The following is a 15987-nucleotide window of genomic DNA, read 5'->3' on the forward strand; positions in this document are numbered from 1 at the left end:
AAAATGGCTGCTGCGAGGTGCTCGCGGCGGCCAAAAACGGAGAACTGAGCGGGTTACCTGGTCGATTTTGATCGACGGCCCGCTTTCAAAAGCAGCAAGGGCTGAAGTCGACCGGAAATACAGGGTTACTTCAGACCTTCCCTTATTGAGATAGGACGGCCGTTTATTATTCAGCTGTGGTCACTGGCCGTTTCCTATCATTGCTGCCGAAAACTAACCGGAGCATGAGTAACTCATTACGATTCTGAAAGGTTGCCCGGCCTATGCCGGGCAACGCAACAACTCAGCTTTCGTCCAACCCCCATATCCAGTGGGCATCGATCAACAGCGACAGATGGGTGCGCAGCGTATCCGCGTGGGCCTGCAGGGCGCTGGTAGACGATGCGACGGCTTGCCGGCGAGCCAGCAACAACGACTGCAGATCCACCTCGCCCAGTTCGTAGGCACGCTGCATCTGTGCTTCGTTCTGGGTCATGGCAGCGGCGCCATCCTTCGCGATCAGGTAGCTCTCGTAAGCACCTGAAGCCAGTTCGACGTCACGGGCAATCCCGGCTTCCAGCTCGCGTTTGGCCAGGTCGACATCCTCGCGAGCCGCATTCTCCTGGGCCAGCGCCTGGCTGTAGCGAGCACTGCGCGACCCGCTGGGGATCGGCATGCTGAAGCTGACACCGTAGATGCGCTCACGGTTGCCCTGCTCGGAGGCGGTGAATACCCCCAACGTAGGATCCGGCACCCTGTCAGCCTTCGCCCGGGCCGATTGCCCCTGATTTCTCAGCAGAGAGGCTTCGACCCGACGCAGCACATCGCTTTCGGCCAGGATCCGCTCGCGCCAGGTGTCGTACTGACCGAGTTCGGCCGAAGGAATGGGCAGATCAACCACTTTGCGCTCGATGCCAGGGAAGCGCCGCGACAGTGTTGCCCAGCTCGCAGCGGCTTTTATCTTGGCTTCGTTGCCTTGTCGCAGTTGCTCGGCCACTTCCGCCTTGACCAGGCTTACATCCAGCTTAGAGGCGTCACCCGCACGGTTGCGTTTTTCCGCCGCCGCCAGGCTTTCCTTGGCTGAGGCCAGGCCTTTATTGGCGATGGTGAGCGCGTGCTCCGACACCAGCCAATCCAGCCACAGGGTCATCAGTTCCCGCGCGGCTTCATGACGGACTTCGCCATAGGTGGCATCTGCCAATCGCAGCGTTGCCGAACTGATGTCCTGGTCGGCACTGGCCTTGCCAGGCAGGCGCACCGTGCGCTCGATACCCACGTTCCATTCGTTGTAGTTGGGGCCAGCGTCGGTACGCCGTTGCTGGCCGATTGCCGTGGCCGTCCATTCATAAGGCGAACGCCGGATGATGCCAGCCTCCAGCATGGCGGCATCCATGCTGGAGCGTGCCGAGGCCACGCGGGGATCGGCGTTGAGCAGCGACACCACCAGCGGCTTGGGCAGAATGTTTGCCGGAGCGGCAGGTTGCGCCACGGCCGTGCCACACACACTGATCAGCAGAGCCAGGGGAACAAGGCGCTTCATCACACGAACTCCCCAAAGTTACTGACCTGGACCGTCCAATAGCGCAGCCCGGTATTTGGAAACTCCTCCTTGAGGGATTGCAGCACCTCCGTGAGTTGCTGCCGTTCCACCACGAGTTGGATCTGCACAGCCTTGGCCCGCCCCATGACACGCTCCATCGGATTGAGTGCCGCGGTGGACAGCCCGTGCGCCGCAACCGGTGTGCTGGTGAAGATCTGGTTCCCCGTCACGACCAGGAGGTGGTCGATGAGCTTCTCCTCCAAGCTTGGGGTGCAGAGCAGCGTCAACCAGGTATCAGGCATCTTTGGCCTCCTTTTTCGCGTGGGCGAATCGCAGATAGAGAATCGGGAGCAACATGAGGGTGAGCGCGGTGACGGTGATCAAACCGCCGATCACCACGATGGCCAACGGCCGCTGGATCTCGGAGCCGGGCCCGGTAGCGAACAACAGTGGGACCAGACCGAAGGCGGTGATCGAGGCGGTCATCAGTACCGGGCGTAACCGGCGACGGGCACCCTGGAGCACCACTTCCCGCAGTGGCAGGCCTTCGCCATGCAACTGGTTGAAGTAACTGACCAGCACGATGCCGTTGAGCACCGCGATACCCAACAAAGCGATGAACCCCACCGACGCTGGCACCGAGAGGTACTCGCCAGTGACCCACAGCGCGACGATGCCGCCCACCAGGGCGAAGGGGATGTTGCTGAGGATAAGCAACGCCTGGCGCACGGAGCCGAAGGTCGAGAACAGCAGGACGAAGATCAGACCAAGCGCCACGGGAACGACGATGGACAGCCGGGCAGCCGCACGCTGCTGGTTCTCGAACTGGCCGCCCCAGCTGATGCGATAGCCGTTGGGCAGTTCCACCTGCTGAGCCACCAGCGCCTTGGCCTCCTCGACGAAGCCGACCAGGTCACGACCGCTGACGTTGGCGATCACCACGCTGTAGCGGCTGCCCATTTCCCGGTCGATCTTCACCGGGCCATCGGCACGCTCCAGTCTCGCCACGCTGCTCAGCGGAATGGTCTGGCCATCCGGCGTGGTGATCCGCACCGCGTTGAAGTCCGCCGGCGACGTGCGCACCGACTCGTCCGAGCGAATGAGGATCGGCGTGCGCTGGTTGCCTTCGATCACCAGGCCGGCCTGCTGGCCTTCGATCTGCACGCGCAGTGCATCCTGGATGGCCTCGACGCTCAGGCCGAAACGGCCAGCCTGCAGCCGGTCGATCTCCACGCGCAGATACTGCACACCGTCGTTCTGCACGGTGTAGACGTCCTGGTTGCCCTGCACAGTCTTGAGCAGCGACTCGATCTTGCCGCCCAGTTGGCTCAGGGTGCCCAGGTCAGGGCCATAGATCTTCACGGCGAGGTCGCCGCGCACACCGATGATCATCTCGGAGACGCGCATCTCGATGGGCTGGGTAAAGCTGTAGCCGATACCCGGCATTGGATCGAGCACCTTGCGGACCTCGTCCATCAGCTCTTCCTTGGTGTCCATCCGCCATTCGCTCATGGGCTTGAGCAGCAGGTAGGTATCGGTCTGGTTCAGGCCCATGGGATCAAGACCGATCTCGTCGGAACCGGCCCGCGCCACGATGCCCCGGATCTCCGGGACCGCTGCCATCAGCGCGGTCTGGATCTTCTTGTCCAGCTCGGCCGTCTGTTCGAGGCTGACCGATGGCAGTTTCTCGATACCCACGATCAGGTCGCCTTCATCCATGGTCGGCATGAAGGTCTTGCCCACCTGGGTGTAGACCAGGCCAGCGACGACCAACATGGCGCCAGCGATGATCGCGATCAGTTTCTGCCGGCCAAGCCCCCACTCCAGCACCGGGCCATAGATGCCCAGCAGCTTGCGGGCAAGCCAGGGGTCTTCGTGCTTGACCTCGCGCAGCAGGTAGGAGGACAGCACGGGGATCACGGTCAGCGACAGCAGCAACGATCCCGCCAGAGCGAAGACGATGGTCAGCGCCACCGGGACGAAGAACTTGCCTTCGAGGTCCTGCAGGGTGAGCAGCGGCAGGAACACCGTGATGATGATCAGGATGCCGGACGTCACCGGTACCGCGACCTCGCGCACCGCCCGGTAGATGATGTGCAGACGCGGCAGCTTGCCACCGGAAGGATCGGTGGCCAGACGCTGGACGATGTTCTCGACCACCACCACCGCGGCATCCACCAACATGCCGATGGCAATGGCCAGCCCTCCCAGACTCATCAGGTTGGCGGACATGCCGACGAAGCGCATCAGGATGAAGGTGATCAACGCCGCCAGCGGAAGTACCAGGGCAACCGTCAGCGCTGCGCGAACGTTGCCGAGGAACAGGGCCAGCAACACGATGACCAACACGGTGGCCTCGATCAGCGCCTTGGACACAGCCCCTACCGCTTTATCGACCAGCGACGAGCGATCGTAGAAGCTGGTGATGGTGATGCCTTTCGGTAGTGTGGCCTCCAGTTCCTTGAGCTTCAGTTGCACACCGGCGACCACTTGGCGGGCGTTGGCGCCAGCCAGGCCGAGCACCAGGCCTTGCACAGCCTCGCCCTTGCCATCCTGGGTCACCACGCCGTAGCGGGTCAGGGTGCCAAGGCGAACCTCGGCCAGGTCGCCAACCCGCACCGGGCTGGAGCTGTTGGAATTGACCACAACGGCCCGCAGGTCATCCAGGGTGCGGATGCTGCCCTCGCTGCGTACCAGCAGGACTTCGTCACCTTCACCCAGTCGGCCGGCACCGTCGTTACGGTTGTTGGTGTTGACCGCGTTGGTCAGCTGCTCAAGGCTCACGCCGCTGGCAGCCATGCGGATGGGATCTGGCAGTACCTCGAAGGTCCTGACCTGGCCACCGAGGGAGTTCACATCCGCCACGCCAGGTACGGTACGCAGCGCCGGCCGGATCACCCAGTCGAGCAGGCTGCGACGTTCGACCAGAGACAAGGTTGTACCGTCCACCGTGAACATAAACATCTCGCCCAGCGGTGTGGTGATCGGCGCCATGCCGCCACTGATGCCGTCCGGCAGGCTGTCGCTCAGGTTGCCGAGACGCTCGGAAACCTGTTGCCGCGCCCAGTAGATGTCAGTGCCATCCTGAAAATCGATGGTGACATCGACCAGGCCGTACTTGGTGACCGAGCGCAGGATCTTGGTCTTGGGAATACCGAGCATTTCCACTTCGATCGGCACGGCAATCCGGCTTTCAACTTCTTCCGGGGTCATCCCCGGTGCCTTCATGATCACCTTGACCTGGGTGCTGGCCACATCAGGGAAGGCATCGATGGGCAGCCCACGGTAGGCATACCAGCCCGCGCCGGTCAGCAACAGCGTCGCCAGCACCATGAACAGGCGCTGGGACAAAGAGAATTGGATAAGACGGCTCAGCATCACTCACCGTCCTCTTCAAGCCAGGCGCCTTTCAGCGCAATCACGCCGGCGACGGCAACCTGGTCCTGTTCGCTGATGTTGCCCTGGACACGGACCAGTTGCCCCGCGCTGGCTTCGACCTTGACCGGGCGGGCTTCAAAACCGTCGGGCGTGCGGACGAACACCACGGAGTCGGTCTTGTTGCGAGCGACGGCAGACAGAGGGATGTCCCAGGATTTGCCAGCGGCCTGAACCGGGATCTCCACGGTGACGAGCTCGCCGGGACGCAGGGCGCCGTTGGCATTTTCGATTTCGGCGCGCAGCACCACGAACTGGCTGGTAGCCGAGAGGGTCGGGCTCAGGTTGATGACACGCCCATTAATGCCCTTGTCGACCACCGTTACGCCCGCGCCCGGCTGAATGCCAATACTGGCCGCGGCCGGAATCTGCACGTCCAGCCACAGCGCATCGACCTGGGTGATGTTCAGCAGCGACGTGGCACCGTCGACCCGCTGGCCGGGCCGGACCGAGATGTTGCTGACAATGCCGTCCTGAACGGCGCTGAGGGTGATCCTGTCGGAAGGAATCCCGGAGCGGATGACCTGCTCGATCATGGCCGGGGTCATTCCCGCCAGGGCCAGTTCGGCCTTGGTCTGCACCAGAGTCGCTTCCGCTTCCTTCAGCGTTGCCTGGGCTTCCTGCGCCCGACGCTGCGGAATGATGCCCTCATCGAACAGCTTCTGTTCCCGGGTGTAGGCCTGCCGGGCCAGCGTGGCGCGGGCAGATGCCTGCAACAGCTGGAGCTGGAGCTGGCTCATCGCCGGACTGGACAGGCGCACGACCGGCTCGCCTTTGCGAACGGCCTGGTACTCGCCCACCAGCAGTTGCACCACCACACCTTCAAGTGGGGAACTGACGATCTGCTCCGCTTTCGGAGGCACGACAACCTGGCCGGGATATCGCGTGCTGACCGTCTGTTTCATGCTTTGCACAGCAGACGTCTTGATACCCAGCGCTTGAATCTGTTCATTGGCGACAGAGAACTTCTCAGCACTCATGGCAGGCCCTGAAATAATAAAAGCGATGGCGAAAGAGAGCCCCTTTACACTGCGCAGATAATGTTCGTTATTCATCGAAAGTTCCCCGTGAAGCGCCATGACATGGGCATGCTTTAGACCTGTCTTTGAGGATTTTTAAATCGCAAGGCGAGCGCGGTCGCAGGACACACATGAGTAACCCACTCGTCTGCTGCACCCTTTGCATGGAAGGAGATTGTCGTAGACTCCTCTACAGGTTCGATTCTAGAGGGGGGTGACTATCAGGAACGTTACCGCTGAATTACAAATTTGAAGGATTCCACCTCCCTCCTGATTTTCGTTTTAAGATTGATTCATCGATGATCACCATGCTGGTTCGGTGCATGAGGCAATGACACTTCAAGAAATAAATGAATATTTTTTTATTTGACACCCGAATACTTTTTTAATTTGAGATAAACAAATAATGCGTGTTCTAGTAGTGGAAGACGAAGCCAAAACTGCCGAATATCTTCAGCAAGGGCTTACCGAAAGTGGCTATATCGTTGACCGGGCAAGTAATGGTGTCGATGCGCTGCACCTGTTCCAGCACAACACCTACGGCCTGGTCATCCTGGATGTGAACCTGCCCAAGGTGGACGGCTGGGACGTGCTCGACACGATCCGCAAGACCAGTCGGGTTCGCATCATCATGCTGACCGGTCGTGGCCGCCTGCACGACAAGCTGAAGGGCCTGGACGGCGGCGCCGACGACTATCTAGTGAAGCCGTTCGAGTTTCCGGAACTGCTTGCCCGCATCCGCTCGCTGCAGCGGCGTGGCGACAAGGTGGTGGACCACCCGACCTTGCGGGTCGCAGACCTTGAGCTGGATCCGGGTCGCCACCGCGCGTTCCGGGGTGACCTGCGCGTCGAGCTGACTACCAAGGAATTCGCCCTGTTGCGCCTGCTCATGAGCCACCCAGGGGAAGCCCTGACCCGCTCGCAGATCATTTCCCTGGTCTGGGACATGAACTTCGACTGCGATACCAACGTGATCGACGTGGCGATCCGGCGCCTGCGCGCCAAGATCGACGATCCGTTCGAGAACAAACTTATCCACACCCTGCGCGGTGTGGGCTATGTGATCGAGGAGCGTTCATGAAGCGCTTCAGCCTGGCCGCCAGGTTGGGACTCAAAGTCGGCTTGATGAGCGTGATACTGCTGGTGCTGCTCTCTATCGTGGGCTACCTGATGCTCGGCCAGGCGCTGGAGCGCACGGCGCAAAGCAGCCTGATCACCAAGATGGGTGGCATGGCCCATAACCTATCGACCGTCGCGGATCTGTCCGAGGTCACCGCAGACTCCCACCAGTTGGTCGACCTTGCGATGGGCCACAACAACCTGTTCGTCAGCATTTTCGATACGGCAAACAGCCGAATCCCCCTGCTGACCATCGGCTCGAAAAAGATAACCACCGAACTCACCAGCTTTCCTGCCAACGATCAAGTGGAGTTCTACGAGTGGAACAACGAACTGGGCATGCCCATGCTCAGCGTTTCCCAGCTCATGCGTCTGGCTGACGGTACCCAGGTCGGTGTGTACATGACCGTGGATGAATCCTCCGATGCCGAATTGCTCCGGGCGATGCTGAGCTGGGCCCTGATGGCGTCACCCTTCATCCTGGCGCTGATCATGGTCGTGGCCTGGTGGACGGTACGCCGGGGCTTGCTGCCGCTTACGCGCTTTCTGAAAGTCGCGTCGAAGATCTCCACCGACAACATGCAGCATCGGCTGCCTACCGACCGCTTGCCGATCGAACTGCTGGAGCTCGCGGACGGCATCAACTTTATGCTGCACCGCCTGGACGGTGGCGTGCAGCAGCTATCGCAGTTCTCGGACGACCTGTCCCACGAGTTGCGTGCTCCGCTCACTAACCTGATGGGCAAAGCACAGGTGGCCCTGTCACGACCACGCAGCTCGGAGGAGTACCGTGAGGTGCTGGAATCCTGCGCCGAGGAGCTGGATCGCATGAAAAGCATGGTGGCCGACATGCTTTTCCTGGCACATGTCAGCCAGCCTGCAGCCTTGGTGCAATTCGAGACGGTGGCACTGGTCGACGAGGTGCAGAGGGTCAGTGACTTGTTCAGCCTGAGTGCCGAAGAGAGCGGCGTTCGGCTCGATGTGTCAGGCAGTGTCGATGTGATCCAAGGCAATCGCCTGATGATTCAACGGGCAGTGTCCAATTTGCTCTCCAACGCCATTCGCTACTGCCCACAAGGGCAGGCTGTAGTGGTGAAGGTTCACCGTGAGCAGGAGCACATCAGGCTCAGCGTAGGCAATCCAGGCCAAGGTATTCCGGAAGAGCACCTGCCTCATCTGTTCGAACGCTTCTATCGGGTCGACAAAGGGCGTGCGCGCAGCGAGGGAGGCACAGGCCTCGGGCTTGCCATCGTGCGATCGATCATGAGCCTGCACCAAGGCGTGGCGAAGGTAGAAATAACGGGCTCGGGCTTTACCTGGTTCCACCTGAGTTTTCCGGTGAACCGTCTCTGAGCCCAAGGCGTCTTTCAACATTGTAATTCGCGCCTCACGTTGTCGTCAGAGACGCTTCTTTAAGCTTCAGGGGTATCGAAAATCTCACGATCCATTGAGATCCAAACCCCTGGAGTTTCTGAAAATGCGACTGACCCAAGCGCTTCTCATCGGTGTACTGGCTGTTGGTGTGACGACACCGGTATTTGCCGAAGATGGCTACGACCGCTCGATCGAATTCAACAAGAAATTCCGCGAGGACCAGAAACGCCTCTGGGGTGAAAAAGACACCGCAGACAAAGCCAAACCGGCAGAGACCAAAGAAAAGGAAAACGCTAAAAGCCCATCCTAGGCTCATGGATGTGCTGTTTCTCTACTTCCTCCTTCCCCCTCGATCTTGAGGCAGGCGCTTGACCGCCTGCCCCGGATCACCCTCAAGCGGCATCCTCCTCAACGCATCGACAGCTGGACCGCCAGCCCCGCCAGTGCACTCATCACCAGCACCTGGATCACACCGCGCTTGAAGTAGAACAGGGCAATAGCGGCGGCCGCGGCGATAAGTGCGGAGGCCCACTCGAATCCTCCCCCAAAGCCGTTGGGCCAGAGCACGTGGTAACCGAAGAACAACGCCAGATTCAGGATCACACCTACCACGGCGGCGGTGATCCCGGTCAGCGGCGCTGTGAACTTCAGTTCGTTGTGCGTCGACTCCACCAGCGGACCGCCGGCAAGGATGAACAGGAACGAGGGCAGGAAGGTGAACCAGGTGACCAGCACAGCCGCCACCGCGCCCGCCAGGAACGGATGGTCGGTGCCGAACATCGGGTGGATGTAGCTGCCAATGAAGCCGACGAAAGTCACCACCATGATCAACGGCCCCGGCGTTGTTTCCCCCAGGGCCAGGCCGTCGATCATCTGCGTGGGCGACAGCCAGCCGTAGTGACCGACCGCACCTTGGTAGACATAGGGCAACACCGCGTAGGCACCGCCGAAGGTGAGCAACGCAGCCTTGGTGAAGAACCACCCCATCTGGGTCAGAGTGCCTTGCCAGCCGAAGATGACGGTCAGCAACCCCATGGGGAGCATCCATAGCGCCGCACCGATCAGGATCAGCTTGAGCAGATAGCTCCAGCGGAAACGGGCATGCGCGGGTGGCGGTGTATCGTCATCGATCAGCGCAGGCCCGTAACTGGCCTTCCCGGAGCCATGCTTGCCAGCGGTCACGAACTTGTCCGGCAGCACTTTTCCGCCGATGTAGCCCAGCACGGCAGCGGCCAGAACGATCAGCGGGAACGGGACGTTCAGGGCAAAAATGGCGACGAAGGATGCTGCGGCGATCGCCCATAGCCAGCCATTCTTCAATGCCCGGGAACCGATGCGGTGCGCCGCATGAACGACGATCGCGGTGACCGCCGGCTTGATGCCATAGAAGATCCCGGCAACCACCGGAACGTTGCCGAACTCGATATAGACCCACGACAGCCCGATCAGGATGAACAGCGACGGCAGCACGAACAGCCCGCCAGCAATCACCCCGCCCCAGGTCCGGTGCATCAACCAACCGATGTAGGTCGCGAGCTGCTGGGCCTCGGGCCCGGGCAGCAACATGCAGTAGTTCAGGGCATGCAGAAAGCGCTTCTCGCTGATCCAGCGGCGACGCTCCACCAACTCCTGGTGGAGGATGGAGATCTGTCCTGCCGGCCCGCCAAAGCTGATGAAGCCGATCTTCAGCCAGAACAGCAACGCTTCGAACAAGCCCACCGGGGTCGCTGGCTTGAGGGGGGCTTCGCCCGTGGCCAGCGTCGTCGTTTCAGCCATGACCGTTTTCCTCGTTGGCAAAGGCCGCCAGCAGCCCGTCGAAGATGCCGTTTGCCGCTGCCATCAGTTGGTTGTCATCGGTAATGCTCTCGCGCAGGCCCGCCAGGACACGCTCGATGCCGGACGCTTCCGCAGGCTGGCTGCCACCGACATCGAGGTAGTGAACCAGCGCGGCGATGCGTGAAAGGCCTGGAGCCTGCAGCACGAAGCTGTCGATCAGGGTTTCGAAGGTGACGCGGTGCCCGACATGGCTGAACGCGGCGCCATCGAAGTCAAAGCCCAGTGCATCGGCGGGGCAGTCGCTCGGGGATTCCAGCCAGAGGATTTCCGCGCCGCTGTCGATGAAGCGCTGGATGAGCCAGGCACAGGCCAGCCGGTCGACCCAGGGACGTCGACGGGTTGCCCAGCGACGCCCCTGGTAATGACTGTGGTCCAGCAGCGTGACGGGATGATCCTGAATGTGCGGTTCATCAGGTGAGAGGGCACGGCTGATTGCCGTCTCCAGCGCTTCCAGCGCGGTCTCCGTCTGCTGCTTCGCAACGCCGGGGAAGAAGTCGATCAGGGCCAACTGGGCGAAGCTCTTGCGCAGTTTTCTGACCTGGCGAGCGACCTGCAGGGCGTTCTCGGGAAGCAGTCCCTCCCTGCACGCGGCGACTTCGTCGCGCAGCTTGCTGTACTCCTCACTCCGGTCGAACAGGCCGGCGAAGCGAGTTTCTTCGTCCGGGAATGCCAGCAGAAACGCAGTGCCGCCGCTGACCGTCACATCGCGCTCCACGGACTCGAACGCCTCGCGGCCCGCGTCCTGCTCAGGCAACAGGTACACACCGTCGCGCAGCACGGCAGCGCCGCAAGCCTTCAACGCCCGCCAGGCACGCATACGTTCGGTCGCGTTGGCCGTGGGGAGTGCCAACACAAGAAGAAGCCAATTTTTCATGTAGAGAATCAAACATAAAATGCATGAATCTCTACTTTAGCTCTGTTCTCAGGAAAATGCACTGCCGGGATGAGGGTTCGATTCACTCACGTTGACCGTATCCCCCCAGGGGGGATACGCTAGAAACATGAATCACCCGCACTACCCGGAGGTAGCGCATGCTATCCGTTCTAAAAAATCGTACTTATCGACACCTCTTTCTGGCCCAGGTGATCGCCCTGGTGGGCACTGGTCTGGCGACGGTTGCCCTCGGGCTTCTGGCATTCGACCTGGCCGGCGCCCAGGCGGGAGCTGTATTGGGTACCGCGCTCGCCATCAAGATGGCGGCTTACATCGGCGTTGCACCGGTTGCCGCCGCGTTCGCCGAGCATCTGCCGCGCAAGGCGATGCTGGTCACCCTCGATCTGGTCAGGGCAGCGGTCGCGCTGATGCTGCCCTTCGTCACCGAGATCTGGCAGGTGTACGTGCTGATTTTCGTGCTGCAGTCGGCCTCTGCGGCGTTTACGCCAACCTTCCAGGCCACCATCCCTGACATCCTGCCGGATGAGCGCGAGTACACCCGGGCGCTTTCCCTTTCGCGCCTGGCCTATGACCTGGAAAGCGTGATCAGTCCGATGCTGGCCGCGCTGTTGCTTACGGTGGTCAGCTTCCACAGCCTGTTCGCGGGCACGGTGGTGGGCTTCCTGGTGTCCGCCGCGATGGTCGGTACCGTGGTGCTGCCCCTGGCGGCACGAGGACCCAAACGCAGCATCTATGAACGCACCACCAAGGGCATGCGGATTTTCCTGCGCACCCCGCGGCTGCGTGGCCTTCTTGCACTGAACCTGACGATCGCAGCCGCCAGCGCCATGGTCATCGTCAACACCGTGGTACTGGTGCAATCCAAGTTCGCGCTGCCCCAGAGCTCTACCGCCATGGCCTTGATGGCCTTCGGCGGTGGCTCGATGGTGGTCGCCCTGATGCTGCCCAAGCTGCTGGAACGACTGGACGATCGCAAGGCGATGCTGGCCGGCGGTGCCGTGCTGGTAGCCGGTTTGATCCTGGGTACCTTCGTCTCCAGTTACCCGGCGCTGATCCTGTTGTGGCTGGTGTTGGGTGCCGGCTACTCCCTGGCACAGACACCGTCCGGACGCATTCTGCGGCGCTCGTCCTCAGCCCAGGATCGACCTGCGCTGTTCGCCGCCCAGTTCGCCCTTTCACACGCCTGCTGGCTGATCACCTACCCGCTCGCGGGATGGTTGGGGGCAAGCGTCAGCCTGACGGCTTCGTTCATCGGACTGAGTCTGGTTGCCGCCGTAGCCTGGCTGGTGAGCAAGCGGATCTGGCGCCCGGAGTATGAGGAAGACGTGGTAGCGCACAATCACGATGACCTGCCGGAAGACCACCCGCACGTGGCCAACGGCAATGCGCATGCGCACTCGTTCGTCATCGATGACGATCACCGGAAATGGCCAAAGCCATAAAGCCCGCGTTGCACGGGTTCTATCGATGATCTTCGCGTAATCCAGAAAGAAACAGGGCCGCTTTAGCGGCCCTGTTTGCATCACTCGTGCGAGTGGCCGTGACCCGCATCGCCAGACTTCGATTCGGTATCAGTACCACCGCAGGCAGCCAACAGGCCGAGGAAGCTCAGCACAACGAGCGATTTGAGGATTTTGGTAGTCATCTTCAGCTATTCCAATTGAGATCAAAAAGTCGGGGCGAACAACAGGTTCGCCCCGGCGGGATTACTTCTTCACGTTCAGGTAGTCGCCAGTCGTGTTCAGCACGATGGTGACATCGGCGTTGGTGCGGTTACGCCAGAACCAGCCATGGGTGCCATCGAACAGCGCGGTCAGGTCGCCCTTGTCGCCTTTCACCTGACGCCCTTTGCTGTAGCTGTGGAAATCGCCTTGGGCGGCGTTGTAGATCTCACCGTGGGTGTCGTGGTTGACCGGGCCGGATGCGGTCCATTCATAGCTCACAGTGCTGCCCTTGAGCATTTCCAGCTTGATCTCCCGACCTTCGCCTGGCGTCAGGGTTACGGTGACCTGATCGGACTTGGCGTTGGCAGCAGGTTTGCTGGATACGGGAGCCGCGGGCTGAGGGGCTGCTGCCACTTGCTGTACGGGTGGCGCTACCGGTGCAGGTGCCGGTGCAGCAGCAACGACAGGAGCTGGGGCCGGAGCAGCTGCCGCTTTCGACGCAGCCTCGTCAGCCAAAGCCTCGGCAGCGAGGGTGATCTTGATCTCGCCCATTTGCGTCAGGCCCATGGCGCGGCCCAGGCCGGTCGGGTCGACCGCGTATTCCGAAGGCATCACCACGGTGACCAGCAGGCCCATGGCGACAGCCAGGGCAATGACGGTGGAACGAACGAGTTGGCGGCTGCTCGGCAATTCGCTTGCCGATGGGAGTGGAGAATTGAACATGATCAGGAGTCCTTAAGCGGTCAGAAACAGGCCGGAGATCTGGTAACCCATCAACAGGAAACCAGCACTCATCATTGCGACGTTGGCGGTATAGGCATGACGCCAGAAGCTTGGGGTCTGCCTCCAGAAGCCCATCAGGATCAGAATGGCGCTCAACGCCATCAGCTGACCGATCTCCACCCCTACGTTGAAGGCGATCAGGTTGGGGATCAGCCCATCGGGAGAGATCTCGTATTCCTGGATCTTGGTTGCCAGGCCGAAGCCGTGCAGCAGGCCGAAAATCAGCGTGGCGGCCTTGGTGTTCGGCTGATAGCCGAACCAGCGCTGGAAGGCGCCCAGGTTATCCAGGGCCTTGTACACCACCGAGAAACCGATGATTGCGTCGATGACGTACGAGCTGATGCTGACTTCCGTCAGCACGCCGATCAGCAGCGTCACCGAATGGCCGACCGCAAACAGCGTGACGTACAGGCCGACATCCTTCAGCCGGTAGAGGAAGAAGATGACGCCGAACAGGAACAGCAGATGGTCGTATCCCGTGACCATGTGCTTGGCGCCCATGTAGATGAAGGGGATCAGCATGACCCCGGTGCTTTCCTGGATGAAGCCCTTGTCACCCTCGGCCACGGCATGGGCCAGAGCTTCTGGCATGCCGATGAACAGCGAGGCGACGAGCAGGAACAGCAGATACAACAGGTGGCGTGAACGCATGGCGAACAGGCCCCCACCCTTTAGGGAGTGCGAATGCATGGATCAATCCTTTCTTGCAGTGATTGTTGGCCGCAGAGCGGCCTTGGTCAGGAAGCAAGCACAGGACGGGGTGGGCGTTCGATACGGAAGATGGGGGGCCAAGGCACGGAATCGCCCAGCATGGCCAGGTGTACCGAGGCTTCGAAATGACTGGAGAAGTGGATTGCAGCTGGTATCTGAGGCGTTTCGTGCTGGTGATCGGGCGTCAGGGGGGAGTGGTAGTGATCAGAGCACTGCGCACAACTCAGGGACGAGTCGTGGGAGTGATCATGAGTCAGGCTCTGGGCGCTCTTTGCCGTGATTTGCGAGAGGACGGAAAGTGAATAGGCATGACCGGTCCAGGCCAGCAGAAAGGCCATTGCCAAAGCCACGATCATGGTCGCTGAAAGAAAACGACGAGACATCCCAATGCTTATCCGGTTGAAACACGGTGTGAAATAGCGCGTTTGACCCAACCCCCCCAGGGGGATAGCATGCAGAGCGTAAAGTATCGCCGTCTGAGACTCAAGTCATGTCAGAACACGTTCACGACCAACCGCATGGTCACGCTCATACCCACCAGACTCACGACGCCATCATCAAACGCCTCAAGCGAGCGGACGGCCACCTGCGCAGCATCATCACCATGATCGATGAAGGACGTGAATGCGTGGACATCGCCCAGCAGCTCCATGCTGTTGAAAAGGCCGTGTGCCAGGCGAAGCGGACACTGATCCAGGACCACATCGACCATTGCCTGGAAGACTCGGTGACAGCCCTGAGCAAGGGCGACCGTTCGGCACTGGACGAATTCAAGCAAATCACCAAATACCTGTAGGCACGGTGCTCGGTTGTTGAATGTTTGAGTACGGCGGTTACCTCGGCCTGTTTCTGGCTGCATTCGGCGCGGCAACCCTGCTGCCCATGCAATCGGAGGCAGTGCTGGGCGGACTGCTGATATCCGAGCGTTTTTCCACAGCCATCCTGCTGGTGGTGGCCACCACAGGCAACGTACTCGGATCGGTTGTGAACTGGCTGCTGGGACGAGGTATCGAGGCTTATCGCGAAAAGCGCTGGTTTCCGGTAAAGCAAGCGGCCTTCGAAAAAGCCAAAGCCTCCTATGAACGTTACGGGTACTGGTCGCTGCTGCTCAGTTGGGTACCCATCATTGGAGACCCGCTAACCGTGATCGCCGGCGTGATGAAAGAGCCGCTCTGGCGGTTCGTCCTGATCGTCACGCTCGCCAAGGGCGGACGGTATCTGGTCCTTGCGATTCTCATCCTGGAGAACCTGAGTTGAGCGCGTACGAATCACCACCTTCGCGGGTTGAACGACACAACGGACAGGACCTCATCAAGTGGATCGCCCTGCTCACGATGGTGCTCGACCACATGCGTCTGGCATGGCCATCACTGGATAACCTGTTCATTCTGGGACGCCTCTCGTTCCCGCTGTTTTGCCTGGCGATCGCCGTGAATGTCTGTCGAACGGAAGTTGGCGCGTTGTTCACTCGCAGCAATGGCCGCTACCTAAGGAAGGTCTGAAGTAACCCTGTATTTCCGGTCGACTTCAGCCCTTGCTGCTTTTGAAAGCGGGCCGTCGATCAAAATCGACCAGGTAACCCGCTCAGTTCTCCGTTTTTGGCCGCCGCGAGCACCTCGCAGCAGCCATTTT

General features: G+C 60.7%; 15 protein-coding genes and 1 pseudogene. 7 read left to right on the plus strand and 9 right to left on the minus strand.

The genetic code is table 11. The features are described from left to right. Nucleotides 1-283 precede the first annotated feature (283 nt). The 4 genes from AC13EY_RS01140 to AC13EY_RS01155 are packed head-to-tail and all read right to left on the minus strand — an operon-like array spanning nucleotide 284 to nucleotide 5934. Nucleotides 284-1519 (minus strand): TolC family protein, encoded by a 1236-nt coding sequence (locus tag AC13EY_RS01140; protein ID WP_003089075.1) that lies wholly within the window; start codon nucleotides 1517-1519, stop codon nucleotides 284-286. Beyond that, nucleotides 1519-1821 (minus strand): DUF3240 family protein, encoded by a 303-nt coding sequence (locus AC13EY_RS01145; protein WP_003288512.1) that lies wholly within the window; start codon nucleotides 1819-1821, stop codon nucleotides 1519-1521. The genes AC13EY_RS01140 and AC13EY_RS01145 overlap by 1 nt, the downstream gene beginning before the upstream one ends. Further along, on the minus strand, nucleotides 1814-4897 hold the full coding sequence (locus AC13EY_RS01150) for an efflux RND transporter permease subunit (RefSeq protein ID WP_003089077.1): 3084 nt from the start codon (nucleotides 4895-4897) through the stop codon (nucleotides 1814-1816). The genes AC13EY_RS01145 and AC13EY_RS01150 overlap by 8 nt, the downstream gene beginning before the upstream one ends. Beyond that, the gene (locus AC13EY_RS01155; RefSeq protein ID WP_023103722.1) at nucleotides 4897-5934 is read right to left on the minus strand and encodes an efflux RND transporter periplasmic adaptor subunit; all 1038 of its coding nucleotides are present in this window, start codon (nucleotides 5932-5934) and stop codon (nucleotides 4897-4899) included. Before AC13EY_RS01155 ends, AC13EY_RS01150 begins: the two co-directional genes overlap by 1 nt. A gap of 445 nt (nucleotides 5935-6379) precedes the next feature. On the opposite strand from AC13EY_RS01155, the gene AC13EY_RS01160 reads away from it, so the two are divergent. The 3 genes from AC13EY_RS01160 (at nucleotide 6380) to AC13EY_RS01170 (ending at nucleotide 8776) form a co-directional block, all read left to right on the plus strand. Then, entirely contained in the window at nucleotides 6380-7054 is a 675-nt protein-coding gene (locus tag AC13EY_RS01160) for a heavy metal response regulator transcription factor (protein WP_003288515.1), read from the plus strand. After that, nucleotides 7051-8445 (plus strand): heavy metal sensor histidine kinase, encoded by a 1395-nt coding sequence (locus AC13EY_RS01165; RefSeq protein ID WP_003089080.1) that lies wholly within the window; start codon nucleotides 7051-7053, stop codon nucleotides 8443-8445. The genes AC13EY_RS01160 and AC13EY_RS01165 overlap by 4 nt, the downstream gene beginning before the upstream one ends. Nucleotides 8446-8569: 124 nt before the next feature. Next, on the plus strand, nucleotides 8570-8776 hold the full coding sequence (locus tag AC13EY_RS01170) for a hypothetical protein (protein ID WP_003089081.1): 207 nt from the start codon (nucleotides 8570-8572) through the stop codon (nucleotides 8774-8776). A gap of 98 nt (nucleotides 8777-8874) precedes the next feature. Here the strand turns inward: AC13EY_RS01170 and chrA are convergent, their stop codons facing one another. Together chrA and AC13EY_RS01180 are read right to left on the minus strand one after the other, a co-directional pair. Further along, the gene (chrA, locus tag AC13EY_RS01175) at nucleotides 8875-10242 is read right to left on the minus strand and encodes a chromate efflux transporter (protein ID WP_003089083.1); all 1368 of its coding nucleotides are present in this window, start codon (nucleotides 10240-10242) and stop codon (nucleotides 8875-8877) included. Further along, a complete protein-coding gene (locus AC13EY_RS01180) occupies nucleotides 10235-11176 on the minus strand; it encodes a chromate resistance protein ChrB domain-containing protein (RefSeq protein WP_023095846.1) in 942 nt (313 codons plus the stop codon). Before AC13EY_RS01180 ends, chrA begins: the two co-directional genes overlap by 8 nt. 158 nt (nucleotides 11177-11334) lie before the next feature. Between AC13EY_RS01180 and AC13EY_RS01185 the strand changes: the two genes are divergently transcribed. Further along, nucleotides 11335-12639, plus strand: a complete 1305-nt coding sequence (locus AC13EY_RS01185; RefSeq protein WP_003089087.1) for an MFS transporter — start codon at nucleotides 11335-11337, stop codon at nucleotides 12637-12639. A gap of 80 nt (nucleotides 12640-12719) precedes the next feature. Here AC13EY_RS01185 and AC13EY_RS01190 read toward each other — a convergent pair whose 3' ends face one another. The 3 genes from AC13EY_RS01190 to AC13EY_RS01200 form a co-directional block, all read right to left on the minus strand. Next, nucleotides 12720-12842: a hypothetical protein gene (locus AC13EY_RS01190; protein ID WP_016713062.1), complete on the minus strand. Its 123-nt coding sequence runs from the start codon at nucleotides 12840-12842 to the stop codon at nucleotides 12720-12722. A gap of 61 nt (nucleotides 12843-12903) precedes the next feature. Next, a complete protein-coding gene (locus AC13EY_RS01195; RefSeq protein WP_003089089.1) occupies nucleotides 12904-13584 on the minus strand; it encodes a hypothetical protein in 681 nt (226 codons plus the stop codon). Between the two features lie 12 nt (nucleotides 13585-13596). Beyond that, the gene (locus AC13EY_RS01200) at nucleotides 13597-14334 is read right to left on the minus strand and encodes a HupE/UreJ family protein (RefSeq protein ID WP_003089091.1); all 738 of its coding nucleotides are present in this window, start codon (nucleotides 14332-14334) and stop codon (nucleotides 13597-13599) included. A gap of 511 nt (nucleotides 14335-14845) precedes the next feature. On the opposite strand from AC13EY_RS01200, the gene AC13EY_RS01205 reads away from it, so the two are divergent. The 3 genes and pseudogenes from AC13EY_RS01205 to AC13EY_RS01215 all read left to right on the plus strand — a co-directional run. Further along, the gene (locus AC13EY_RS01205) at nucleotides 14846-15151 is read left to right on the plus strand and encodes a metal-sensing transcriptional repressor (protein ID WP_003089094.1); all 306 of its coding nucleotides are present in this window, start codon (nucleotides 14846-14848) and stop codon (nucleotides 15149-15151) included. Nucleotides 15152-15171: 20 nt separating this feature from the next. After that, complete coding sequence (locus AC13EY_RS01210; protein ID WP_003089095.1) at nucleotides 15172-15612, plus strand: YqaA family protein; 441 nt, start codon at nucleotides 15172-15174, stop codon at nucleotides 15610-15612. Further along, a pseudogene (locus tag AC13EY_RS01215) lies at nucleotides 15609-15845 on the plus strand (TraX family protein); the annotation flags it as partial. The gene AC13EY_RS01210 and the pseudogene AC13EY_RS01215, both read left to right, overlap by 4 nt. Nucleotides 15846-15987 lie beyond the last annotated feature (142 nt).

The sequence above is a fragment of the Halopseudomonas sp. L-58 genome, from assembly GCF_056859475.1.